The following is a 22,886-nucleotide window of genomic DNA, read 5'->3' on the forward strand; positions in this document are numbered from 1 at the left end:
CGTCGCCGAGAGGCTGTGCTGTGCGCCCCTGTACCGGGTGATGGCCGTCATGGGCGCGTCTCAGCGCCACACAGAGCGCGTGGGGACGGCCGTGGGTACCCGATTGCCCGGAATGGCGGAAAACGCCGCTGTCAGGACGTGTCCACGGCCTGAGGCGACGCCGTGGACGGTGCCGCCTCAGGTCGAGGCGACGCCCGTGGACGGTACCGCTGTGGGGGACGCGTCGCTCGTGAGCCTGAGGAAGGGCGTGTGGCACGCGGCACCCTCGGCCGCGTGAGCCCTGCCGCGATCCGGCCGGGCCGGGCGGAGCGCCGACCCTGCGCCGACTGGTGAGGCCGGCGGCGCCGCCGGCGTGCGTGATGCGTTTCTCTGACGTTGGCCGGGCATGACGAAGGCCCGCTGCTCCCGAAGCGGGAGGCGGGCCTTTCGTCGGAAGTGTGAACTAGCGGGTGACCTTGCCCGCCTTGATGCACGAGGTGCACACGTTCAGCTTCTTCGGCGTGCCGCCGACGACCGCGCGAACCGTCTGGATGTTGGGGTTCCAGCGCCGACGGGTGCGGCGGTGAGAGTGAGACACGTTGTTGCCGAAGGTCGGGCCCTTGCGGCAGACATCGCAGACGGAAGCCACGGTATCGCTCCTTTAAAACAGTCGATGTAGCCCTGTCCGCTGATGCTTTCCGGGCGGAGGGCATGCCGGGACGACCGGCCAGCCAGATGAGAATATCCGATCCACGCCGATGGGCGCGAACCAGAGCACCTGGACCGGATCCCGGGCGGCGATATTCTCCTCGCACAACCGTAGCGCATCCAGGCGGTGAGCTCGGACGTCCCGGCCCATCCCGGCCGGTCGCTCGCCGCCGACCTGTCAGGGCAGTCGGTCGGGGGACGTACGTCGGAGGCACCACATGAAGATCCTCGACCCGCCCACCGTACGACGCTGGGCCCGCCTGGCCGCCGACGCGCTGGGCCAGGCCAGGTCGGAGATCGACGCGCTCAACGTCTTCCCGGTCGCCGACGGCGACACCGGCACCAACCTGCACCTGACCATGCTGTCCGCGGCCGAGGCCGTCGAGTCGCTGCCGGAGGACGTGGACGCCGCCGTGGTGTGGCAGACGCTCTCGTACGGGGCATTGGTGGGCGCGCGCGGCAACTCGGGAGTGATCGTCAGCCAGGCGCTGCGCGGCATGGCCGAGGTGCTGAAGGACGGCTCCGACCTGCGCGCCGGGCTGATGAGGGCGGCGGTGCTCGCCAGGGAGGCGGTGGCCAGGCCGGTCGGGGGCACGGTGCTGAGCGTGCTGGAGTCGGCGGCGCGGGCCGTACAGGAAGTGGAGGGCGACCTGCCCGAGGTGGCGCGGCAGGCGGCGGGGGAGGCGCGGGCGGCGCTCAGCCGTACGCCCGGCCAGCTCGACGTGCTGGCCCGCAGCGGTGTGGTGGACGCGGGCGGCGCGGGAGCGGCGATCGTGCTGGAGACGCTGGCCACGGCGATCGCGGGCGAGTCCGGCGGACACTACGAGGTGCCCGCGCCGTCCTCGCGGGTGTCGCCGATGACCGAGGCGGGGGCGGGCTACGAGGTGATGTTCCTGCTGGACGCCGGCGACCGGGCCGTCGCGGAGCTGCGCGAAGAGCTCGACGCGATGGGCGACTCGCTGGTCGTGGTGGGCGGCGACGGGCTGTGGAACGTGCACGTCCACGTCCCCGAGGCGGGCCCGGCGGTGGAGGCGGGGATCAAGGCGGGGCGGCCGCACCGGATCCGCATCACGTACCTGGCCGAACGCACCCACGCCGGCGGCACCGGGCGCGGCGTCGTGGCGGTCGCGGCGGGCGACGGGATCGCGGCGCTGTTCGAGGAGTGCGGCGCGGTCGTGGTGCGGCGCGCGCCCGGCACCCGGCCCACGCTCCCCGCGATGCTGGCCGCGATCAGGCAGGCGGGCGGCGAGGTCGCGGTGCTGCCCAACGACGACGGCGTACGCGCGGTCGCCGCCGCTGCCGCCGAGATCGCCCGCGAGGAGGGCGTGACGGTCAGCGTGCTGCCCACCGAGTCCACCGTGCAAGGGCTGGCCGCGCTGGCCGTACACGATCCGCTGCGGCGCTTCGACGACGACGTGGTGGCGATGACCGACGCCGCGGGTCACACCCGCTGCGGGCACGTCACGGTGGCGGACCGGGAGGCGTTCACCAGCGCGGGGGTGTGCCGGCCCGGCGACGTGCTCGGCCTGATCGGCGGGGACGTGGCGGTGATCGGCGACTCGGTGGCCGGGGTGGCGGTCACGGTGGTCGATCGCATGCTGGCGGGTGGCGGCGAGCTGGTCACGCTGGTCACGGGGGCCGGCGCGGAGAAGGGGCTCGCGGAGGAGGTGGAGCGGTATCTCGGACGTACGCGGCCGGAGGTGGACCTGGTCGTGTACGACGGCGAGCAGGGCGGCTACCCGCTCCTCATCGGCGTCGAGTGATCCACCGGCGTGCCCGCCGGTGTCCGAGGGGCTTGCCCGCCCGCTCCTTACGACTTCACGGGCGCTGCGTCCCCGCGTCGCTGGGGATTCCTGTCGGTCGCAGGCGGTAGAACTGAATGCCGTGAGTCGTTTCGACGAGCCTTTGACGAAGGCGCTCGACCCGAAGACCGCCAAGCTGCTGAAGAGCGTGCTCGGCTTGGAGACGGTCGGCGACCTGCTGCGCCATTATCCGCGCCGCTACGCCGAGCGCGGCGAGCTGACGTCGCTCGACGCGCTGGAGGTCGATGAGCACGTCACCGTGGTGGGCGAGGTGACCAGGCTCATGCGCAAGCCGATGCGCAACCGCGGCGGCACCTGGCTGGAGGTCGAGGTCGTCGACGGAAACGGCAACAAGATCTATCTGTCGTTCTTCGGCAAGGGCTCCCACGTGGCCGAGTCGCGGCTCAAGCCGGGCAGGCGCGGTATGTTCGCGGGCAAGGTGGGCCTGTTCGGGGCGCGGTCGAGGCCGCGCTGGCAGCTCGCGCACCCGGAGTTCGAGCTGTTCGAGGAGAGCGAGGCGAGCGCCGAGGAGTTCGCGGCCGCGCCGGTGCCGATCTACCCGGCGGGCAAAGACCTCACGCCGTGGGCGATCAGGCGGGCCGTCGGCGTCGTGCTCGACACGCTGGGGCCGCTCGACGACCCGCTGCCCGCCGAGCTGCGAGCCCGCCACGGCCTGCAGGACCTCGGCGACGCGCTGGTGGCGATCCACCGGCCCAAGGATTTCTCCGACGTCGGGCGGGCGCGCAAGAGGCTGAAGTTCGACGAGGCGTTCGTGCTGCAGGCCGTGCTGCTCCAGCGGCGCCAGGCGGCCACCGCGCTGCCGGCCAAGCCCAGGCCCCGGCGTCCCGACGGCATACTCGCCGCGTTCGACGAGCGGCTGCCGTTCTCGCTGACCGAGGGGCAGACGAAGGTCGGCGAGGAGATCGCCGCCGACCTGGCGAGCGAACATCCGATGCACCGGCTGCTCCAGGGCGAGGTCGGCGCGGGCAAGACGGTGGTGGCGCTGCGGGCGATGCTGCAGGTGGTCGACGCCGGCGGGCAGGCCGCGCTGCTCGCGCCCACCGAGGTGCTGGCCCAGCAGCACCACCGCTCGATCACCACGATGCTGGGCGATCTCGCGCAGGGCGGCATGTTCGGCGGCACGGCGGTCACGCTGCTGACCGGCTCGATGGGGGCCGCCGCCCGGCGTTCCGCGCTGCTCGACGCCGCCTCCGGCACGGCCGGCATCGTCGTCGGCACCCACGCGCTGCTGCAGGAGCACGTGCAGTTCGCCGACCTGGGGCTGGTCGTGGTGGACGAGCAGCATCGGTTCGGGGTCGAGCAGCGTGACGCGCTGCGCGAAAAGGCCGACGGCGGGCGCCCTCACGTGCTGGTCATGACCGCCACGCCGATCCCGCGTACGGTCGCCATGACCGTCTTCGGCGACCTTGAGGTCTCGACGCTGTCCCAGCTTCCGTCCGGCCGCGCCCCGATCACCACCCACGTCGTGCCGGCCGCCGAGAAGCCCCACTATCTCGAGCGCACCTGGCAGCGGGTCAGGGAGGAGGTGGCGCTGGGGCGGCAGGCGTACATCGTGTGCCCGCGCATCGGCGACCTGGAGGGCGACGAGGGCGACATGGGGGCGGCGGCCGACGACGAGCGCCTGCTGCTGCTCGCGGTCCTCGACGTCGCCGAGATGCTCACCCAGGGGCCGTTCAGCGACCTGCGGGTGGGCACCCTGCACGGCAAGCTGCCTCCTGAGGAGAAGGAGGCGATCATGCGGGCCTTCACGCGCGGCGAGCTCGACGTGCTGGTCGCCACCACGGTGATCGAGGTCGGCGTCGACGTGCCCAACTCCTCCGTCATGATCATCATGGACGCCGACCGCTTCGGCGTCTCCCAGCTCCACCAGCTCCGCGGCCGGGTCGGCCGGGGCGGGCTGCCTGGTCTTTGCCTGCTGGTCACCGACTTCCCCGAGGGCACCCCTGCCCGCGCCCGCCTCGACGCGGTGGCGGCCACGCTCGACGGCTTCGAGCTGTCGCGGGTCGACCTTGAGCAGCGGCGCGAGGGCGACGTCCTGGGGGCGGCGCAGTCCGGCAAGCGGTCGTCGCTGAAGCTGCTGCAGCTGCTGCGCGACGAGGAGGTCATCGCCACCGCCCGTGAGGAGGCGGCGGCGCTGCTGGCCGGCGACCCGGAGCTGAAGCGGCACGAGGGGCTGCGCGCGGAGATCGGACGCCTGCTGGCCGACGAACGCGCCGAGTACCTCGAGAAGACATGACACCGGTCCCGCTGCTCGGCGGAGGTCGCGTCTGGAGGGACCGACCCTGCCGATCTCCGCAGGGCCGGCCCTGCGGCCTGCCGTCGATCCGCTTGGGCGTCTTGGGTCCGGATGGCCCTGGTGGCGTGGGCGTTGCGGATTTGATCGGCCCTGCGGCCTGAGCGTCGCGACAACGGCCAACCGGGGGTGCTGCTGCGGCGCTCGTGGTGGGTTGCCGGTGCGTGGGGCGGGGTGTCCGGTGAGCAGCTCGATGGCCTCGCCGGTCGGCGACCTCGTCGCAGGAGGGCCGCCGCGCTCGGGCGGGAGGGCCGGCGGGTGGCTGGTGGTCGGGGTGCGTGAGGTGGGGAGGTCGATCAACCGCGCGGTCGGGCTGCTGCGGTCAGGTGTGTGGGGTGGGGAGGTCGATCAACCGCGCGGTCGGGCTGCTGCGGTCAGGTGTGTGGGGTGGGGAGGTCGATCAACCGCACGGTCGGGCTGCTGCGGTCAGGCCGGTTGTCGCCGATGTGAGCAGGTCGAATTGCCGGAGGCTGGGTGCCGTCGCGCAAGGCGCTCGGAGGTCCGGTGGGTGAGGCGCTTGATGGAAGCGAAGCCGGGAGCCGAGGTGAGCGGGCGTGTCGGGTGCCTGGTGAGGCGAGAAACCGAAGCCGGCGGGGTGCCGGTGCCGGGGTGAGGTGGCGGTGAAGTGAGGCCCAGCCGCCGGGGACGGCCTCCCCCGAATGCCGTCCCCGGCTGGGCCCACCCTCGGGTCAGGTGCCGAGGGAACCGGCGTGCGGAAGGGCTCACGATCACGCCGGTCGGCCTTCATGTGGGTCACCTTGAAGGCCGCAGTCATCATCATGCGGGCCGGTCCGCCCGATGTGAATCACCCTTGCGTAGTCGAGGCCGACACTTGTCCACTCTTGACCTGCATGAACATGCGGGACAATGGGGGACATGACGCGGATCATCGCAGGCACGGCGGGTGGGCGGCGGCTGGCGGTGCCGCCGGGGCGCGGCACGCGGCCGACCAGCGACAGGGCCAGAGAAGGCATCTTCTTGACGCTGGACTCCCTCTACGGCCTGCACGAGGCCCGCGTTCTCGATCTTTATGCGGGTTCGGGCGCGATCGGCTTGGAGGCGCTGTCGCGGGGTGCGGCCGAGGCGGTGCTGGTGGAGTCCGATCCCAAGGCGGTGCGCACGATCAAGGCCAACGTCGCCTCGCTCGGTCTCGACGGGGCCCGGGTGGTGGCCGACAAGGTGGAGCGGGTCCTCGGCAGGCGGGCCGACACGCCGTACGACATCGTCTTCGCCGACCCTCCGTACGCGCTGCCCGATGACGACGTGCGCACGGTGCTCGAGCTGCTGCGAGACAACGGGTGGCTGGTCGAAGAGGGATTGGTGGCGTTCGAGAGGGAAAGTCGGGGAGGGCCACTGATGTGGCCTAAAGGGTACGTTGAGGAGAGGGTCCGTCGTTATGGCGAAGCGTCCGTTTGGTACGGTCGCGCCGCCGGGAACCCGTAGACCTGGGAGGCGTCTTGCGCCGCGTAGTCTGCCCGGGTCGTTCGACCCCGTCACCAATGGTCACCTCGACATCATCGGCCGCTCCGCCCGGCTGTACGACGAGGTGACGGTGGCAGTCCTCATCAACGTCGAGAAATCCAGCCTGTTCACGGTGGATGAACGCATCGACATCCTGCAGGCCGTGACCAAGGACATTCCGAACGTCAAGGTGCGGAAGTTCCACGGACTGCTCGTCGACTTCTGCCGGCAGAACGAGATCCCCGCCATCGTCAAGGGCATCAGAGTCGTCAGCGACTTCGACTACGAGCTGCAGATGGCGCAGCTCAACTACCGGATGTCCGGAGTCGAGACGCTGTTCATGCCCACGAATCCCGAGTATTCGTTCCTGTCGTCGTCCCGGGTGAAGGAGATCGCCCGGTATGGTGGTGACGTCTCGGGTCTCGTGCCCGACCTCGTCCACAAGCTGCTCATCGAGCGGCTTAGAGGCTAGTCGCAAGCTGCTATCCTTACTTTTCGGCCTTGTACGACGGCGATGCTTTTCGCCATGCCTAGCGAGAGCAGGATGACTCAGCACCTGGACCCCCGCTCCCCGTGGGTGATCTCCACACACGACCTGGGGAAGCGGCCGGGCACGATGCGGCAGTTGACCCTCGCTCTCCCGGCACCGGCGGATCTCGGCGTCGACATGATCGGTGTCCCCAAAGACGCCGAAGTCGAGCTGGATCTCCGGCTCGAGGCAGTGATGGAAGGCGTGCTCGTGTCAGGCACGGCGCAGGCCCCGCTCGCCGGGGAGTGCGCGCGGTGTCTCGATCCGGTCTCCTCGGAGATCCGGGTCGATCTGCAGGAGTTGTTCTTCTATTCCGACGAGGACGCCTCGGAGGAGGATTCGCTGCTCGACGGCGAGCTGCTCGACCTCGAGCCGACGTTTCGCGACGCGGTGGTGCTCGCACTGCCGTTGAGCCCTGTGTGCAGGGAAGACTGCGCCGGGCTCTGCGCGGAGTGCGGAATCAAGCTGGCCGAGGCCGGCGAGGATCACCGGCACGAGAAGATCGACGCTCGCTGGGCGTCGTTGCAAGGTTTGTTCACCGACAAAGATAACGATCAGGAGAAGTGACGTGGCCGTCCCGAAGCGAAAGATGTCGCGGAGCAACACCCGCGCCCGTCGCTCCCAGTGGAAGACGACTGCTGTCGCCCTGGTGAGCTGCCCGCAGTGCCGGTCGCCCAAGCAGCCGCACATTGCGTGCCCCACCTGCGGCACCTACAACCGTCGTCAGGTCGTCGAGCCGTCCGCCTGATCGCCAGCAGTTGACGTGATGCCGACCGGGTGCCATTGTGCCTCGGTCGGCGTTAACGTCTCAGATGCGTGCGGCGGCGGTTCGCCCGCGGCCGTGGTGGACGCCGGGGCTAACGCGTTTACCCCGACGCCCACCACGTTTTCGGGCATCTTCCGCAGTCGGCGCGCCATGTGAAGATGTCCGAGGAGGAAGCACGTGGGCGCAGGTCCTAAGCCGGTGGCCGTCGAGGTCGCCCGAGACGAGCTGGAGCGAGTTCTTTCCGTCTCCCTTGAGACGACGATTCTCGAGCGGGCGCTGACGCACCGCTCCTACGCGTACGAGAACGGTGGCCTGCCCACCAACGAGCGCCTGGAGTTCCTGGGCGACTCGGTGCTGGGCCTGGTCGTCACCGACACGCTCTACCGCAACCACCCCGATCTGCCCGAGGGCCAGCTGGCCAAGCTGCGGGCCGCGGTGGTCAACATGCGAGCGCTGGCCGACGTCGCCAGGGGCCTCGGCCTCGGCCGCTTCCTGCGGCTCGGCAGGGGCGAAGAGGGCACCGGCGGGCGCGACAAGTCGTCCATCCTGGCCGACACCCTTGAGGCGCTGATCGGCGCCATCTACGTCGACAAGGGCCTCGACGAGGCCTTCCGCGTCGTCCACCTGCTGTTCGACCCGCTGATCGTGCGCTCTGCCTCGCTCGGCGCGGGGCTCGACTGGAAGACCTCCCTGCAGGAGCTGACCGCCTCCGAGGCGCTCGGGGTTCCCGAGTACCACGTCGAGGAGAGCGGGCCCGACCACGCCAAGTCCTTCACCGCGATGGTGCGGGTCGGCGGCGAGTCCTACGGCTCGGGCACCGGCCGCAGCAAGAAGGAGGCCGAGCAGCAGGCGGCCGAGGCGGCCTGGACCCGCATCCGCGCCCGCCGCGAACAGCGCGAAAGCCAGCCGACCGCCTGACGGCGACCCGCCGGCGGCCCCGGCTTGCGTGACCTTCTGCCGGCTGGTGACGCTTGGCGGGCGGCGCGCGGTGCGTCGATGCCGGGCAGGCCACGTGAGGTCCTTATGGCGGCGGGCAGCGTGCGGGCCGCCGGAAGGCGAGTGGCGGAAGCGCCCGTCGAGCCTCGCCGATCGGTAGGCGGTCGGGCGCCGAAGATCCAGCCTGCGGGTGCGTGGCGGCTGCGGCGCTAGCACAAGGGTCGCCCGCCCCTGGTGAATGTGCGGTACTCCGCGCCTCGTGAGTCTGGTGCGGAGGGTGGTGCGGTACCGCTGGCACAACCCCGGCCGTGCGCTGGGCACTCGAGTGCCGCTCGTTCGGCAGGAGCGGCGGTGCAGAAACGGGCTGTGAAGGCGTTTCGGGCGTGACGCCTGTGGCGTGGGCGGGGTTTCGGTCAGGGGAGGGGCTACCGGCGGAGGAGGGGTCTGCTCGAAGATGGTGGGCCTGATGCGCGTGATCGTGAGCAGGGCGCCGGGAAGGGCCGGGGCGGCGTCCGATGTTGTCCGGAGGGTGAGACTTACGTTCCCTCCGCTGTCGAAGGGCGGGGTCCGAGGTGCCTGAGCTGCCGGAGGTCGAGGTCGTCAGGCGGGGCCTCGCGCAATGGGTGATCGGGCGCGAGATCGCCGCCGCCGAGGTGCTGCACCCGCGTGCGATCAGGCGCCACGTGCCGGGCGCCGACGAGTTCGCCGCCCGCCTCAAGGGCCGCACGCTGCTGTCGGCCGAGCGGCGCGGCAAGTACCTGTGGCTGCCGCTGTCGGGTGCGGAGGAGGCGCTGCTCGCCCACCTGGGGATGAGCGGCCAGCTCCTCGTCGCCGATCCCGGCAAGCCGCCGGAGAAGCACCTGCGGGTGCGCCTGCGCTTCGAGGACGGCGGCCCCGACCTGCGCTTCGTCGACCAGAGAACGTTCGGCCACGTCATGCTGACGCCGCTGGTGTCGGGCGTGCCCGCGCCGATCGCGCACATCGCGCCCGACCCGTTCGAGCCGGCGTTCGACGAGGCGGAGTTCGCGCGCAGGCTGCGGGCAAGGCGTACGGAGATCAAGCGGGCCCTGCTCGACCAGTCGCTGATCAGCGGCGTCGGCAACATCTACGCCGACGAGGCCCTGTGGATGGCGAAGCTGCACTGGGCGCGTCCGACGCAGACGCTCACCCGGCCCAAGATCGCCGAGCTGGTGTCGGCGGTGCGCACCGTGATGAGCGCGGCGCTGGAGCAGGGCGGCACCTCGTTCGACAGCCTGTACGTCAACGTCAACGGCGAGAGCGGCTACTTCGAGCGCTCGCTTGAGGTGTACGGCCGCCGCGACCAGCCCTGCTCCCGCTGCGGCACGCCCATCAGGCGCGACCCCTTCATGAACCGGTCGTCCTACTCCTGCCCCAGATGCCAGCGACGACCGCGCTGACCGCGGTGAGCGCGGCGCCCGTCCACATCACGGCGGGCACGGACACCGCGTCCGTGATCCGGCCGCCGGCGAGGGCGCCGAGCGCGATCGAGAGGTTGAACGCGCTGACGTAGAGCGCCGTGCCGCGCTCGCCGCCGCCTTCGCGCATGAGCCAGAGCTGCAGCGCGACGCCGACGCCGCCGTAGCCGACGCCCCAGACGAGCAGCGCGGCCAGGGGCGGCATGCCGGTCAGCGCGAGCGCCAGCATGGCGGCGGTCATCAGGACGACCAGCACGATGAACGTGGACCTGGGGTTCCTGCCCGCGCGGGCTCCGGAGGCGAAGTTGCCGATCACGCCGGCGACGCCGTACAGCAGGAGCGCGGTGCCGATGAAAGCGGGACCGGCCTGGGAGACCTGCTCCAGGAACGGGCGTACGTAGGTGTAGGCCGCGAAGTGCCCCGAGACGGTCAGGGCCGTGAGCACCAGAACGAGCACCAGCGGCCCTGTAAGCCACGCCAAGCGCTTCTCCCGAGCGGCAGACCCAGAATCATCGGCCTCGGGACGCAACGGCGGCAGCGTCGCCGCCAGCAGCGCGAGCAACGCGATCGACAGCGCACCGGCGGCGGCGAACGCGCTGCGCCAGCCCGCGAACGACGACACGAACGTCGCCGCGAGCACGCCCAGCACGGACGCCACGGACACCCCGCCCAAGATGATCGAGGTGGCCCTCCCCACGGAGCGCTCCGGCACCAGGCGGGCGCCCAGGGCGGCGGCGAACGCCCAGAAACCGCCGATGCTCACGCCCGTCAGCACCCTCGCGGCCAGCATCACCGTGTTGTCGGGCGCGGCGGCGGCCACCACGTTCGCCACGCCGAGCAGCGCCATCAACCCCATCAAGATCAGCCGCCGGTCCAGGCCGCGCGCGGTGAACGCGAGCACCGGCGCGGCGACGGCAGCCACCAGCCCGGGAGCCGTCATCGACAGGCCGGCCGTGCCCGGCGACACGCCGAGGTCGTCGGCGATCGAGGTCAGCAGCCCGACGGGCAGCATCTCACTGGTGACCACGGTGAACGTGCCCACCGCGACCGTGGTCACGGCGAGCCAGCGCGCCCGTGCGGCGCTTGAGACTTCGGTCATCGTCATGCCGCTCAGCCTCGTGCGGCGGGCGGGCGGGAACAATGACGAGACCCGAAGGCTTGGTTTAGTCAGGCTAAGCGTTCGCCCGGGGAGGGGCGCATGGAGTTCAGGGAGCTGGAGTGCTTCGTCGTCCTCAGCGAGGAGCTGCACTTCGCGCGTACGGCCGAGCGTCTGTACCTGTCGCCAGGCCGGGTGAGCCAGCTCGTACGTTCGTTGGAGTCGAGGATCGGCGGGCGGCTGTTCGAGCGCACCAGCAGGCGGGTACGCCTGACGCCGCTCGGCGAGCGGTTCCTGGCCGACCTGCGGCCCTCCTTCGACGGCCTGGCGCAGGCGGTGAGCAGGGCCAGGGCGGCGGCCAGAGGGGTGACGGGGGAGCTGAGGGTGGGCTTCCTGGCCACGCCGACCGAGCTGGTGGCGGGCAGCGTACGCGCCTACGAGCGGCGCAACCCCGGCAGCGTGGTCAAGCTGGTCGAGATCCCGCTGTCCGACCCCTTCGGCAAGCTGCGGGCCGGCGAGGTGGACATCACGTTCACGCTGCTGCCCGTGGACGAGCCCGACCTGGCCGCGGGAGAGGCGCTCAACCGCGTCTCCTACCGGCTCGGCCTGTCCGTACGCCACCCGATGGCCAAGCGGGCGGTCATCGAGGCGGAGGAACTGGCCTCGATCCCGCTCATCGGGCTGGACGGCCCGGCGCCGCGCGGCTGGCAGGAGCGCATCGCGCCGTCGGCGACCCCTTCCGGGAGGAAGATCCCGCTGGCGGGTAAGGTGGCGACCACGCAGGAGGGCCTGACCCAGGTGGCGCTCAACCGCGGCGGCATGCTCTTCTGCACGCCCACGGCGGCTCAGTATCCCCGGGCCGACGTCGTGTTCGTACCGGTCACCGGGTTGCGCGCCTCGATACTCGGCCTGGCCTGGACGAAGGCGGGCGAGACGGCCGCCGTCAGGGCGTTCAACGAGGCGGCGGTCGCCCATGCGAACGCGGCGCCCGTCCTGGTGGCCTGATCACTCAGCGTGACTGCGGCATGGAGGAGTGCGGATGTCTGACGGCGGTTCGGACGCCCGGTTGACCGCCTGGGTGCGGGGCCGGGTGCAAGGCGTGGGCTTTCGCTGGTGGACCCGGTCGCGAGCGCTGGAGCTCGGACTCACCGGGTGGGCACGCAACATGGAGGACGGCCGCGTCGAGGTGGTCGCCGAGGGTCCGCGCGAGGCGTGCGTCAAGCTGCTGGAGCAGCTCAGAGGTTGCGACACGCCGGGCAGAGTGGATGGAGTAGTAGAACGCTGGAGCGAACCCCGAGGTAGTTTGGGGGGGTTTGTGGAAAGGTAGCTCGTTTCGCTAAACCGCCCAAATAGGGTATAGTTGTATGTCGGGAGTGCCCATCAGTAGGGCTCAGCGGTTCGATCGACTTGACCGCCCACACTGCCGGTGCGACTCTTGTTAGGTACCACGCGCACCCCTCCCGCGGAATAGAAGTGCGCGAACCAGTCTGGTCACTCAGCGTGGAGGACCCTTTACCATGGCGAAGGCTCTACTCGGCCACGTCGGCGGTCCTGACCCTCGAATGGTCTCGGAAATGCGCCGCCTGCAGCAGCGCATACGAGACCTGGAGGCAGAACTCATCCGACTCCAGGCCACCAATGACGCTCTTGCGGCGCAGACCCGCGACGAGGCACTAAGCCGCATGCAGGAGCGCGAGCCGGCACTCACCTGAGAGTGATCGGAGCGCAAGACCCAGGGACGTCTCGATGAGGCGTCCCTTGTTACGTGCCTCATACCTCACCCCACACCTCACCCCGGAGACCAGGTCCCGGCCATGATGCCCACTCGCGGCCCTTCGGACCAGTAGGCTTTTCCGAGTCCGTTCCGGGGAGAGGGGGTCGCGCTCGTGTATCTGAAGACCCTCACCCTGCGCGGCTTCAAGTCCTTCGCCTCGGCGACCGTCCTCCGCTTCGAGCCGGGCATCACCTGCGTGGTCGGCCCCAACGGCTCCGGGAAGTCCAATGTCGTCGACGCCCTGGCCTGGGTCATGGGCGAGCACAGCGCCAAGTCGCTGCGCGGCGGCAAGATGGAGGACGTCATCTTCGCCGGCACGGCCAACCGGCCGCCGCTCGGCCGCGCAGAGGTCACGCTGACCATCGACAACAGCGATGGCGCGCTGCCCATCGACTACACCGAGGTCACGATCAGCCGGCTGATGTTCCGGTCGGGGCAGAGCGAATACGCGATCAACGGCGACACCTGCCGCCTGCTCGACATCCAGGAGCTGCTGTCCGACTCCGGCATCGGCCGTGAGATGCACGTCATCGTCGGCCAGGGCCAGCTCGACACCGTGCTGCACGCGGGCCCCGAGGAGCGCCGCGCCTTCATCGAAGAGGCCGCGGGCGTGCTCAAGCATCGCAAGCGCAAGGAGAAGGCGCTGCGCAAGCTCGACGCGATGCAGGCCAACCTGACCCGCGTCCAAGACCTCACCACCGAGCTGCGCCGCCAGCTCAAGCCGCTGGGCCTGGCAGGCCGAGATCGCCCGTAAGGCCGCCGTCATCCAGGCCGACCTGCGCGACGCCAGGCTCAGGCTGCTCGCCGACGACGTGTGCACGCTGCGGGCCAAGCTGGAGCGCGAGGCCGCCGACGAGGCCGCGATCATGGCCAGGCGGCAGCAGGTCGAGGCCGAGCTGGCCGAGGCACAGCAGCGCGAGGCGGCACTCGAGGCGGCCGAGGCCGAGACGCAGCCGCGCCTGGCCGCCGCGCAGGAGACGTACTTCAGGCTGTCCTCGCTGCGCGAGCGCATCACCGGCCTCGAACAGCTCGCCATGGAGCGCCACCGCCACGCGCTCGACGCCGCCTCCATCGAGCGGCGCGGCCGCGACCCGGAAGACCTTGAGCGCGAGGCCGCCGAGGTGCGCGAGCGCGAGCAGCTGCTCAGGGCCGAGCTGGAGCAGGCGCAGGAGCTGCTGGAAGAGGCCGTGCAGGCGCGGACGGCGGCAGAGGCCGAGCTGGCCGCCGAAGAGCAGCGGCTCGCGCTGGCCGCCAGGGCCGCCGCCGACCGCCGCGAGGGGCTGGCCAAGCTGCGCGGCCAGGTCGACTCCGTACGCAGCCGCGCCAGGGCCGCTGAAGAAGAGATCGGCCGGCTCACCCAGGCGGTCGCCGACGCCACCGAGCGCGAGCGCCGGGCAAGGGAGGAGCTGGAGGCGCAGCGGCAGGAGGTGCCGGCCGCCGACCCCGCGCTGGCCGAGGAGCTGGCCGCGGCGCAGGCCGCCGTCGAGGAGGCCAGGGCGGTGGCCGACGAGGCGCGCGCGGCGGTCGAGGAGGCCAAGGCCGGTCTCGAAGCGCCCCGCGCCGCGCTCAAGGCGGCCAAGGCGGGCGTGAGCAGCGCCCGCGCCGCCGACCAGGAGGCGCAGCGCAAGGTGGCCGCGCTGGCCGCCCGCCGCGACGCACTGGAGCTGAGCCTGGCCAAGGGCGACGGCGGCGCCGCGCTGCTGGACGCCGATCTGGGCGGGGTGCTGGGGCCGCTGGCCGCCTCCATGCAGGTGACGCCGGGGGCCGAGCAGGCCGTGGCCGCCGTGCTCGGCCCGGTCGCCGAGGCCATCACGGTCAAGACGCTCGACACCGCCGTTGAGGCCCTTGAGCTGCTGCGTACGCAGGGCACCGGCCAGGCGACGCTGCTCGTGGCGCTCGCCAACGGCGCGAACGGCGGTGCGCGCGGCGAGGCGCCGGGCGGCGGCCGGTGGGTGGCCGACCTGGTGACGGTGCCGGAGCACCTGCGGCCCGCGCTCGACCACGTGCTTTCCGGCGTGGTGCTCACCGAAGACCTCGACGCCGCCCGCGCCCTGGTCGAACGCCACCCCGAGCTGCGCGCGGTCACCAGGGCGGGCGACGTCGTCGGCGCCCACGTGGCCACCGGCGGATCCACCGGCGGCACCTCCGTGCTTCAGGTGCGGGCCGCGCTCGACGAGGCGCTCGCCGACCTCGAAGCGGCCGAGACCAGGGCCGAGGAGAGCGCCGTGGCGCTGGACGAGGCGGTCGCCGCCGAGCAGGCCGCCCAGGCCGCGCTTGAGGCCGCCGAGGCCCGCGTCAGCGAGGCGCAGACCGCGCTCACCACCGCCCAGGCAGGGGTGAGCGCCGCACAGGGCACGCTCGACCAGATCAGGGGCCGCCAGCGCGAGGCCGACCAGGCGAGCGCCGCGGCGGCCAGGCGGCTCGCGCAGATCGAGGCCGCCGCCGACGCCGCGCGCCAGGAGGCCGAACGCCTGACCGCGAGCGTGGCCAGGGCGGAGGCGGCCCGCGCCGAGCGCCTGGAGGAGCTTGCCGAGCTGGAGGTCCGGCTCGCCGAGGCCGAATACGCCCAGGAGCTGGAGTCCGAGCCCACCACCGACCTGCGCGACGAGCTGGCGAGCGCCTGCGAGGCGGCCAGGCAGCGCGAGATGGACACCCGCCTTCAGGTGCGCACCGCGGAGGAGCGCGTCAAGGGCATCGAGGGCCGCGCCGACGGCCTGCTCAGGGCCGCGAGAAGGGAGCGCGAGGAACGCGCCCAGGCGGCCGCTCAGCGGGCCAGGCGCAGGCGTCAGGCGGCGCTCGCCGACGCCGTCGCCAAGGGCGCGAGGAGGGTGCTGACGGCGCTGAACGACTCGGTCGCGCTGGCCGAGCGCGAGCGCGACGAGGCCGAGCTGGCCAGGGTGGCGGTCGACGCCGAGCTGAAGCAGGTCCGCGTACGCGTGCGCGAGCTGGGCCAGGAGCTCGACAAGCTGACCAACCGCGTCCACGGCAACGAGATGGCGCGCACCGAGCAGCGGCTGCGGCTCGAACAGATGGAGCAGCGGGCGCTCGACGAGTTCGGCGTCGAGGCCGAGGCGCTCATCGCCGAGTACGGCCCCGACGTGCCGGTGCCCGGCGAACCGCCGGTCCCCTACGTACGCGAGGAGCAGGAGAAGCGGGCCAAGGCCGCCGAGCGGCAGATGAACCAGCTCGGCAAGGTCAACCCGCTCGCGCTGGAGGAGTTCGCGGCCCTGGAGGAGCGCCACGCGTTCCTCAACTCCCAGCTCGAAGACCTCAAGAAGACCCGGCGCGACCTGCTGACCGTGGTCAAGGAGGTCGACGACCGGGTGGAGCAGATGTTCGCCTCCGCCTACGAGGACGTCGCCCGCGAGTTCGAGCAGATCTTCACCCGGGTCTTCCCCGGCGGCGAGGGCCGGCTGGTGCTGACCGACCCCAGCGACATGCTGACCACCGGCGTCGAGGTCGAGGCCAGGCCGCCGGGCAAAAAGGTCAAGCGGCTGTCGCTGCTGTCGGGCGGCGAGCGCTCGCTGACGGCGGTGGCGTTCCTGATCTCCATCTTCAAGGCGCGGCCGTCGCCGTTCTACGTGATGGACGAGGTCGAGGCGGCGCTCGACGACACCAACACGCAGCGCCTGCTCACGCTGTTCGAGGAGCTGCGACAAAGCTCACAGCTCATCGTCATCACCCACAACAAGCGCACGATGGAGATCGCCGACGCGCTCTACGGCGTGTCCATGCGGGGCGACGGCGTGACGCAGGTGGTCAGCCAGCGGCTCAGGGAGCGCGAGTCGGCCTGAGGTTCAGCGCGTGAGTCGGTCTGAGGCTCAGGGGGTGTGAGTCGGCTTGAGCCGGTGGCCGGGCGGCGGTTCCGGAGGGCGTGAGTCGGCTTGAGCCGGTGGCCGGGCGGCGGTTCCGGAGGGCGTGAGCCGGTCTGAGCCGGTGGCCGGGCGGCGATTCGACGGGCGCCGGTCCGCCTGATCGGTGTGGCCTTGTGCGTGACCATGCCGTTCGATCTGGAAAACTGACATCTTGTGGATTACCTCGGCGTCATCGTGATCGTGGCCGTCGTCGCCATCTTGGCGGTCGGCGGTCTTTTCCTGCTGTTCAGGCCGGGCCGCAAGGCTGCGCCGCCGGTCAAGCCGCCGGAGGCCCCCGTGCTGCCGGAGGAGGGCGAGAAGAAGCCCGCCGGCGCGGGTGAGGAGGCCGAGGGCGCGACCACCACGCTGCCGCCTCCGGCCAAGCCCGCCGAGCCGGTCGTCAAGGCGCCCGAGGTCGAGGTGCCGCCGCCGTCTGCGGGCCGCATGGTGCGGCTGCGCTCGCGGCTCGCCCGTTCGCAGAACGCGCTGGGCCGCGGGCTGCTCGAGCTGCTGTCGCGCGACCACCTCGACGACGAGGTCTGGGACGAGATCGAGGAGCGCCTGATCACCGCCGATGTGGGGGTGGCTCCGACCCGCGCCATAGTGGAGGAGCTGCGCACCCGGGTGAAGGTGCTGGGCAGCCGCAGCCATGAGGAGGTGCGCGGCCTGCTGCGCGAGCAGCTGCTCGCCCAGGTCGGCCCCGACCTCGACCGCACGCTCCACGTGCAGAAGCACGGCGAGCGGCCGGCCGTCGTGCTGGTCGTGGGCGTCAACGGCACCGGCAAGACCACCACCACGGGCAAGCTCGCCCGTTCGCTCATCGGTGACGGGAAGAAGGTCGTGCTGGGCGCGGCCGACACGTTCCGCGCCGCCGCCGCCGACCAGCTCCAGACGTGGGGCGAGCGGGTCGGCGCCGACACCGTGCGCGGCCCCGAGGGCGGCGACCCGGCGTCCGTGGCGTTCGACGCGGTGGCCAGGGGCATCGAGGACAAGGCCGACGTGGTCATCGTCGACACCGCGGGCCGGCTGCACACCAAGACCGGCCTCATGGACGAGCTGGGCAAGGTCAAGCGGGTCATCGAGAAGAAGGCCACGGTCGACGAGGTGCTGCTCGTCCTCGACGCCACCACCGGCCAGAACGGCATGCGCCAGGCCCAGGTCTTCGCCGAAGTGGTCAACATCACCGGCATCGCGCTGACCAAGCTCGACGGCACCGCCAAGGGCGGCATCGTCATCTCGGTGCAGCGGGAGCTGGGCGTTCCGGTGAAGCTGGTGGGGCTGGGAGAGGGGCCCGACGACCTCGCGCCGTTCGACCCCGAGGTCTTCGTGGACGCCATTTTGGGCGAATGATTTACGGTTACGCCGTAAATATTCGTGAAGGAGCCCTTACCAGATAAGCCTTGATCGACCTCTTTTTCATGTGTTGACATATATCGTCATCAAAGATCGTTCGATCGCTTTGGTACGTGAAAGGCCGCTCATGAAGAAGATCGTCGTCCACCGGCCAGGAACTGTGAAGCCGACCGCTGCGGCGGCTCCGAGGCACAGCGCCTGAGCTGCGGGGCCGGCGTCTCGGTGGGGGCGCCGGCCAGGGCAGAACGATCCACGTGGAGACGATCCTCATTGACGCGGACCGCCGGATCGGCGGGCCGTATACGCTGGCCGCGGCATTGCTGGCGCGGCTCGTTCCCGGTGCGCTGAAAACCGCGCCGGACCTGGTCGCCGCACACGACATCGAGATCAGGGCGGCGGCGCCCGCGCTGCGCGCCGCGGTGCCCGCGCGCAGGCGCTCGCTGGCCGACGACCTGCCCAGAGCGCAGCGGGTGCTCGTGCCGGGTGCACGGCGCAGCCTGCGCATCGCCAACGGGCTGGCCGAGTTCGTGCGCGACTACCTGACCGCCGCCGGGCCGCTCACCCTGCGGGTGACGAACCTCGGCGAGGCCGACTACACCGACAGCGAGCTGGTGAAGGTGCTGCGCCGCCGGCTCGACCCCGAGCTGCTGCGCATCGAGGAGGGCCCGTCGGCGCCGGGCAGCGGGCCGCTGCGGGCCGACTTCGGCCGTTACCGCGACGAGGGCTTCCACCACGCCATGGCGGAGTCGGGGCTGGAGGTGCTGCGCGGGCTGGCGTACGACGACGACCCCGAACGCTGGCAGCTCCTCGTGCAGCGGGTCGCCGCCGCGCTGGAGGCGATCGAGCGCGAGGACGAGGCCCGCGACCTGTACGACAGGGCCAGGCGGCTGAGCACCGACCCCAAGCACCGCGCCACGATCGCGTACGCCACCGCCATGATCCTCGTACGCCACCACGACCCGGCGCAGCGCGACCCGGAGCAGGCGCTGTCGTGGATCAACGAGGCCGTCACCATCACCTCGCTGCTGCCCGACCCCCGTGAGCGCGCCTTCCACCTGGGCTTCGACCTCAACGGCAAGGCCCTGGTCGAGCTGCGCAGAGGCCGCAGGGAAGCGGCCATGGAGCTGGTCGAGCAGGCGATCGAGCTGGCCGAGACGCACCTCCAGGACGAGCACCCGATCCACCGGCTCATTCTGTACGCCAACAGGGGACAGCTGCTGGCGCTCGGCGGGCGGCGCGAGGAGGCGCTGGCCGACTACGACAGGGCCATCGCGGCCGACCCCGGCTACCCCGACTACTACCTCGACCGGGGCAACCTGCTGCACGCCATGGGCCGCTCGGACGAGGCCCTGGCCGACTACGAGGCGGTGATGCGGCTCAGCCCGCCGTTCCCCGAGGCGTACTACAACCGCTCGGAGGTCCGCTACGCGGCCGGCGACCTGGCGGGAGCGCGCGCCGACCTGGACCACACGCTGGAGCTGGACCCGGACTTTGCCCCCGCCTATGTCAACCGCTGCGGCCTGCACGTCGCCGCGGGCGACTACGTGCGGGCGCGGCAGGACGTGGAGCGCGGGCTCGCGCTGGCCCCTGAGGATCCTTACCTGCTGTGCGTGCTCGGGCAGGTCGAGCTGGCCGAGCAGCGCTACCCGGAGTCGCGGCTGGCCTTCGACCGGGCGCTGGAGATCGACCCCGAACTGGTCGCGGCCTGGGCGGGACGGGCGGAGCTCGCGTTCGAACGCGGCGACAACGAGCTGGCGGTGTCGGATCTCACCCGGGCGCTGAAGCTGGGAGAGACGGCCGAACTGCTCTACAACAGGTCGCTGGCGTACCGGGCGGCGGGGCTGGCCGAGCAGGCGCGCCAGGACCTGCTGCGGGCCGCGGAGCTGGACCCGGACGACGCGGACGTGCGCGCGGCGCTGTCGGAGCTCGGCGACGCCTGACGCGCCGCCGGGGGGCGCCCAAGGGTTCCTGTGACGGCGGGCCGAGCGGTCCGGCGGTGTCAGGACGCGTGGGAGAGCGGGCGGATCGGGACGACCAGCGGGGTGCCGGCCACCGGGTCGGGGATGACCTTGGCGTCCAGCTCGAAAACCTCGCGCAGCAGCTCCTCGGTCAGCACCTCGTGCGGGGTGCCGGAGGCGATCACCCGGCCGGCGCGCATGGCGACCAGGCGGTCGGCGTAGCGGGCGGCCAGGTTGAGGTCGTGCAGGACCATGACGACCGTACGGCCGCCCTCCTCGTGCAGGTGCCTGACCAGTTCGAGCACCTCCACCTGATGGGCCAGGTCGAGGAACGTGGTCGGCTCGTCGAGCAGCAGCAGGTCGGTGCCCTGGGCGAGCGCCATGGAGATCCACGCCCGCTGCCGCTGCCCACCGGACAGCTCGTCCAGCGGCCGCTCGGCCAGGTCGGCGAGGCCCGTCATGTCCAGGGCCGCCGCGACCGCGCCCTCGTCGTCGGACGACCACTGCCGGTACCACGTCTGGTGCGGGTGGCGTCCCCTGGCCACCAGGTCGGCGACCGTCAGCCCCTCGGGGGCGGTGGGCGACTGGGGGAGCACGCCGAGGACCTTGGCCACCTCGCGGGTGGGGATCTTGTCGATGCGCTTGCCGTCGAGCAGCACCTCGCCGCCCTGCGGCTTGAGCAGCCGGCCGAGCGCGCGCAGCAGCGTGGACTTGCCGCAGCCGTTGGGGCCGATGATGGTGGTCACCGTGCCCGCCTCGATGCCGAGGTCGAGCCCGTCCACGATGAGGCGGTCGCCATACCCGAGCTTGACGTCGGCGGCCTGCAGTCTCACTTTCGCGACCTCCAGATCAGGTGGATCAGGTACGGTGCGCCCAGCACGGCGGTGACGATGCCGACGGGCAACTCGATGGGGGAGAACAGCGACCTCGCGATCAGGTCGGCGGCCGTGGTGAGCACGGCGCCGACGACCGCCGAGCACAGCAGCGGCGGCTGCCCCGAGCGGACCAGCCGCAGCGCGATCTGCGGCGAGGCCAGCGCCACGAACGCGATCGGCCCGGCCGAGGCGGTGGCCACGGCGGCGAGCAGCACGGCGGCCAGGATCATCAGCGCCCTGGCCAGGTTCGTACGCACCCCGAGCGCGGTGATGGTGTCGTCGCCGAAGCGCAGCGCGTCGAGCGAACGGGTGCCGAGCAGGGTGAGCGGCACCAGCACGGCCAGCGCCACCCCGGTCGGCACGACGTGCTCCCAGCCGCGGCCGTTGAGCGAGCCGCTGATCCACACCATGGCGCGGCCGGTGTCGTTGACGTCGCCGACGGTCAGCAGCCAGAACTTGACGTTGGTGAACACCGCGGCCACGCCGATGCCGACCAGCACCAGGCGGTAGCCGTCGAGGCCGCGCCGCCAGGCCAGGCCGTACACGATGGCCGCGCCGATCAGGCCGCCGAGCAGGGCCAGCGCGGGGATGCCGAGGGTGGCGAGCAGGCCGCTGACGCCGCCGTACACGCTGCCGCTCGCCACCACGCCGGCCACGACCGTGACCGACGCGCCGGTGGTGACGCCGAGGATCTCGGGGCTGGCGAGCGGGTTGCGGGCGATGGACTGGATGATGGCGCCGGACAGCGCGAGCGCGGCGCCGACCAGGGCGCCGGTGAGCGCGCGCGGCAGGCGCAGCTCCATGATGACGAAGTGGGCGGGGCTGCCCGCGTCGAACGTGCCGGAGATCACCTCGGGCAGCGTCATCTCGATGTCGCCGATGCGCATGTTCAGCGCCATGAGCAGGGCGAGCAGCACGGCGCCCGTGACGGTGACGGCGACGCCGCGCATCCGCAGCCGCCAGGACAGGCCGCCGAGTCGCAGGGGGAGTGTGGTCATCACAGGCGTACGGGCTTTCTGCGGCGTACCAGGGCGACGAAGAAGGGCGCGCCGAGCAGCGCGAGCACCACGCCCACCTCCAGCTCGCCGGGCGGGGCGACGACCCGGCCGACCACGTCGGCGACCAGCAGCAGGGCCGCGCCGATGAGCCCCGAGTACGGCAGCAGCCAGCGGTGGTCGGTGCCGGACAGCGGCCTGGCCAGGTGGGGCACGATGAGGCCGACGAACGCGAGCGAGCCGCAGGCGGCCACGGCGGCGCCGGACAGCAGGGTGACGGCGGCGACGCCGATGGCGCGGGTCCTCGCGACGTTCTGGCCGAGGCTCCTCGCCACGTCCTCGCCGAGTGAGAGCGCGTTGAGCCCGGGGGCGTTGACCATCGCGAGCACCAGGCCGGCCGCGATGAACGGCAGCACCTGCCAGGCCACGTCGGCGCCCCTGGCGGCGATGGAGCCGGCCTGCCAGAAGCGGAAGACGTCCATCGCCTGCTCGTCGAGCAGCACGATGGCGGAGGTCAGCGCGTACAGCAGGGCGCTCACGGCGGTGCCCGCCAGGGCCAGCGTGACGGGGGTCGGGCCGCCCCTGCCGCCCACCATGCCGAGCGCGAAGACCGCGACGCTGGCCACGAGCGCGCCCGCCAGGCCGAACCAGATGTAGGCGAGCAGGCTGGACGTGCCGAGCAGGATGATCGACGACACCATGGCGAACGCGGCGCCCTGCGTGACGCCGAGCAGCCCGGGGTCGGCGAGCGGGTTGCGGGTGTGGCCCTGCATGAGGGCGCCCGCCACGCCGAGCGCGATGCCGGCCATGACGCCGAGCGCGGTCCTGGGCAGCCGCAGCGAGCGGATGACGATGTCGTTCTCGGTGCCGGTCGGCGCGGTGATCGCGTGCCAGGCGTCGGCGAGCGGCACCGACTTGGAGCCGATCGTGATGCTCAGCAGGACGCCGATCGCCACGGCGGCGAGCAGCACGCCCAGCACGCCGAGCCGGCGCCGCTGAATGCCGTGGAGGCGCGGGGCGACGGCGGAAACGCTCACCCGAGTCCTCCTG

At 71.8% G+C, this 22,886-nt stretch carries 17 protein-coding genes and 2 pseudogenes; 14 read left to right on the forward strand and 5 right to left on the reverse strand.

Translation table 11 applies throughout. The annotated features are described in order from the left end of the window. Nucleotides 1–442: 442 nt before the first annotated feature. Nucleotides 443–628 (reverse strand): 50S ribosomal protein L28, encoded by a 186-nt coding sequence (rpmB, locus tag WBK31_RS01175; protein WP_043618345.1) that lies wholly within the window; start codon nt 626–628, stop codon nt 443–445. A 277-nt stretch (nt 629–905) separates the two neighbouring features. On the opposite strand from rpmB, the gene WBK31_RS01180 reads away from it, so the two are divergent. The 8 genes and pseudogenes from WBK31_RS01180 (at nt 906) to mutM (ending at nt 9,913) form a co-directional block, all read left to right on the forward strand. Further along, complete coding sequence (locus WBK31_RS01180) at nt 906–2,450, forward strand: DAK2 domain-containing protein (protein ID WP_406674196.1); 1,545 nt, start codon at nt 906–908, stop codon at nt 2,448–2,450. Between the two features lie 121 nt (nt 2,451–2,571). Further along, on the forward strand, nt 2,572–4,746 hold the full coding sequence (gene recG / locus WBK31_RS01185) for an ATP-dependent DNA helicase RecG (RefSeq protein ID WP_406674197.1): 2,175 nt from the start codon (nt 2,572–2,574) through the stop codon (nt 4,744–4,746). A 933-nt stretch (nt 4,747–5,679) separates the two neighbouring features. After that, on the forward strand, nt 5,680–6,246 hold the full coding sequence (gene rsmD, locus WBK31_RS01190) for a 16S rRNA (guanine(966)-N(2))-methyltransferase RsmD (protein ID WP_364058885.1): 567 nt from the start codon (nt 5,680–5,682) through the stop codon (nt 6,244–6,246). A 14-nt stretch (nt 6,247–6,260) separates the two neighbouring features. Next, a pseudogene (gene coaD / locus WBK31_RS01195) lies at nt 6,261–6,736 on the forward strand (pantetheine-phosphate adenylyltransferase). A 72-nt stretch (nt 6,737–6,808) separates the two neighbouring features. After that, nucleotides 6,809–7,360 (forward strand): YceD family protein, encoded by a 552-nt coding sequence (locus WBK31_RS01200; RefSeq protein ID WP_364058879.1) that lies wholly within the window; start codon nt 6,809–6,811, stop codon nt 7,358–7,360. A gap of 1 nt (nt 7,361) precedes the next feature. After that, on the forward strand, nt 7,362–7,541 hold the full coding sequence (gene rpmF / locus WBK31_RS01205) for a 50S ribosomal protein L32 (RefSeq protein WP_082535183.1): 180 nt from the start codon (nt 7,362–7,364) through the stop codon (nt 7,539–7,541). Between the two features lie 195 nt (nt 7,542–7,736). After that, entirely contained in the window at nt 7,737–8,477 is a 741-nt protein-coding gene (gene rnc, locus WBK31_RS01210; protein WP_378784998.1) for a ribonuclease III, read from the forward strand. A gap of 590 nt (nt 8,478–9,067) precedes the next feature. Beyond that, entirely contained in the window at nt 9,068–9,913 is an 846-nt protein-coding gene (gene mutM, locus WBK31_RS01215) for a bifunctional DNA-formamidopyrimidine glycosylase/DNA-(apurinic or apyrimidinic site) lyase (protein ID WP_364058875.1), read from the forward strand. Here mutM and WBK31_RS01220 read toward each other — a convergent pair. After that, a complete protein-coding gene (locus WBK31_RS01220) occupies nt 9,861–11,036 on the reverse strand; it encodes an MFS transporter (RefSeq protein WP_406674198.1) in 1,176 nt (391 codons plus the stop codon). The two genes, mutM and WBK31_RS01220, sit on opposite strands and share 53 nt — an antisense overlap. A 93-nt stretch (nt 11,037–11,129) precedes the next feature. On the opposite strand from WBK31_RS01220, the gene WBK31_RS01225 reads away from it, so the two are divergent. From WBK31_RS01225 to WBK31_RS01250, 6 genes and pseudogenes are all read left to right on the forward strand, one after another. Then, nucleotides 11,130–12,032 carry a LysR family transcriptional regulator gene (locus tag WBK31_RS01225; RefSeq protein WP_364058869.1) on the forward strand — a complete coding sequence of 301 codons (903 nt, stop codon included), beginning with the start codon at nt 11,130–11,132 and terminating at the stop codon, nt 12,030–12,032. A 34-nt stretch (nt 12,033–12,066) separates the two neighbouring features. Further along, nucleotides 12,067–12,354: an acylphosphatase gene (locus WBK31_RS01230; RefSeq protein WP_364058866.1), complete on the forward strand. Its 288-nt coding sequence runs from the start codon at nt 12,067–12,069 to the stop codon at nt 12,352–12,354. A gap of 190 nt (nt 12,355–12,544) precedes the next feature. Further along, entirely contained in the window at nt 12,545–12,739 is a 195-nt protein-coding gene (locus WBK31_RS01235) for a hypothetical protein (RefSeq protein WP_090938435.1), read from the forward strand. 174 nt (nt 12,740–12,913) lie between these two features. Then, a pseudogene (gene smc, locus WBK31_RS01240) lies at nt 12,914–16,595 on the forward strand (chromosome segregation protein SMC). Nucleotides 16,596–16,829: 234 nt separating this feature from the next. Further along, nucleotides 16,830–18,005 (forward strand): signal recognition particle-docking protein FtsY, encoded by a 1,176-nt coding sequence (gene ftsY, locus WBK31_RS01245; RefSeq protein WP_364058860.1) that lies wholly within the window; start codon nt 16,830–16,832, stop codon nt 18,003–18,005. A 257-nt stretch (nt 18,006–18,262) separates the two neighbouring features. Then, entirely contained in the window at nt 18,263–19,948 is a 1,686-nt protein-coding gene (locus tag WBK31_RS01250) for a tetratricopeptide repeat protein (protein WP_364058857.1), read from the forward strand. 59 nt (nt 19,949–20,007) lie between these two features. Here the strand turns inward: WBK31_RS01250 and WBK31_RS01255 are convergent, their stop codons facing one another. From WBK31_RS01255 to WBK31_RS01265, 3 genes are read right to left on the reverse strand one after another with little or no spacing between them, the layout of a single operon-like run. Continuing rightward, nucleotides 20,008–20,799: an ABC transporter ATP-binding protein gene (locus tag WBK31_RS01255; protein WP_364058854.1), complete on the reverse strand. Its 792-nt coding sequence runs from the start codon at nt 20,797–20,799 to the stop codon at nt 20,008–20,010. Continuing rightward, the gene (locus WBK31_RS01260) at nt 20,796–21,839 is read right to left on the reverse strand and encodes an iron chelate uptake ABC transporter family permease subunit (RefSeq protein ID WP_364058851.1); all 1,044 of its coding nucleotides are present in this window, start codon (nt 21,837–21,839) and stop codon (nt 20,796–20,798) included. Before WBK31_RS01260 ends, WBK31_RS01255 begins: the two co-directional genes overlap by 4 nt. Beyond that, nucleotides 21,839–22,873, reverse strand: a complete 1,035-nt coding sequence (locus WBK31_RS01265; RefSeq protein WP_378784989.1) for a FecCD family ABC transporter permease — start codon at nt 22,871–22,873, stop codon at nt 21,839–21,841. Before WBK31_RS01265 ends, WBK31_RS01260 begins: the two co-directional genes overlap by 1 nt. Nucleotides 22,874–22,886: the final 13 nt, after the last annotated feature.

The sequence above is a fragment of the Nonomuraea sp. N2-4H genome, from assembly GCF_045291505.1.
GTDB lineage: Bacteria > Actinomycetota > Actinomycetes > Streptosporangiales > Streptosporangiaceae > Nonomuraea > Nonomuraea fastidiosa.

Coding starts and splice junctions, on each gene's coding strand:
- WBK31_RS01180 (WP_406674196.1), top strand. CDS start 906: ATGAAGATCCTCGACCCGCCCACCGTACGACGCTGGGCCCGCCTGGCC.
- rsmD (WP_364058885.1), top strand. CDS start 5,680: ATGACGCGGATCATCGCAGGCACGGCGGGTGGGCGGCGGCTGGCGGTG.
- WBK31_RS01200 (WP_364058879.1), top strand. CDS start 6,809: ATGACTCAGCACCTGGACCCCCGCTCCCCGTGGGTGATCTCCACACAC.
- WBK31_RS01220 (WP_406674198.1), bottom strand. CDS start 11,036: ATGACGATGACCGAAGTCTCAAGCGCCGCACGGGCGCGCTGGCTCGCC.
- WBK31_RS01225 (WP_364058869.1), top strand. CDS start 11,130: ATGGAGTTCAGGGAGCTGGAGTGCTTCGTCGTCCTCAGCGAGGAGCTG.
- WBK31_RS01230 (WP_364058866.1), top strand. CDS start 12,067: ATGTCTGACGGCGGTTCGGACGCCCGGTTGACCGCCTGGGTGCGGGGC.
- WBK31_RS01235 (WP_090938435.1), top strand. CDS start 12,545: ATGGCGAAGGCTCTACTCGGCCACGTCGGCGGTCCTGACCCTCGAATG.
- WBK31_RS01260 (WP_364058851.1), bottom strand. CDS start 21,839: ATGACCACACTCCCCCTGCGACTCGGCGGCCTGTCCTGGCGGCTGCGG.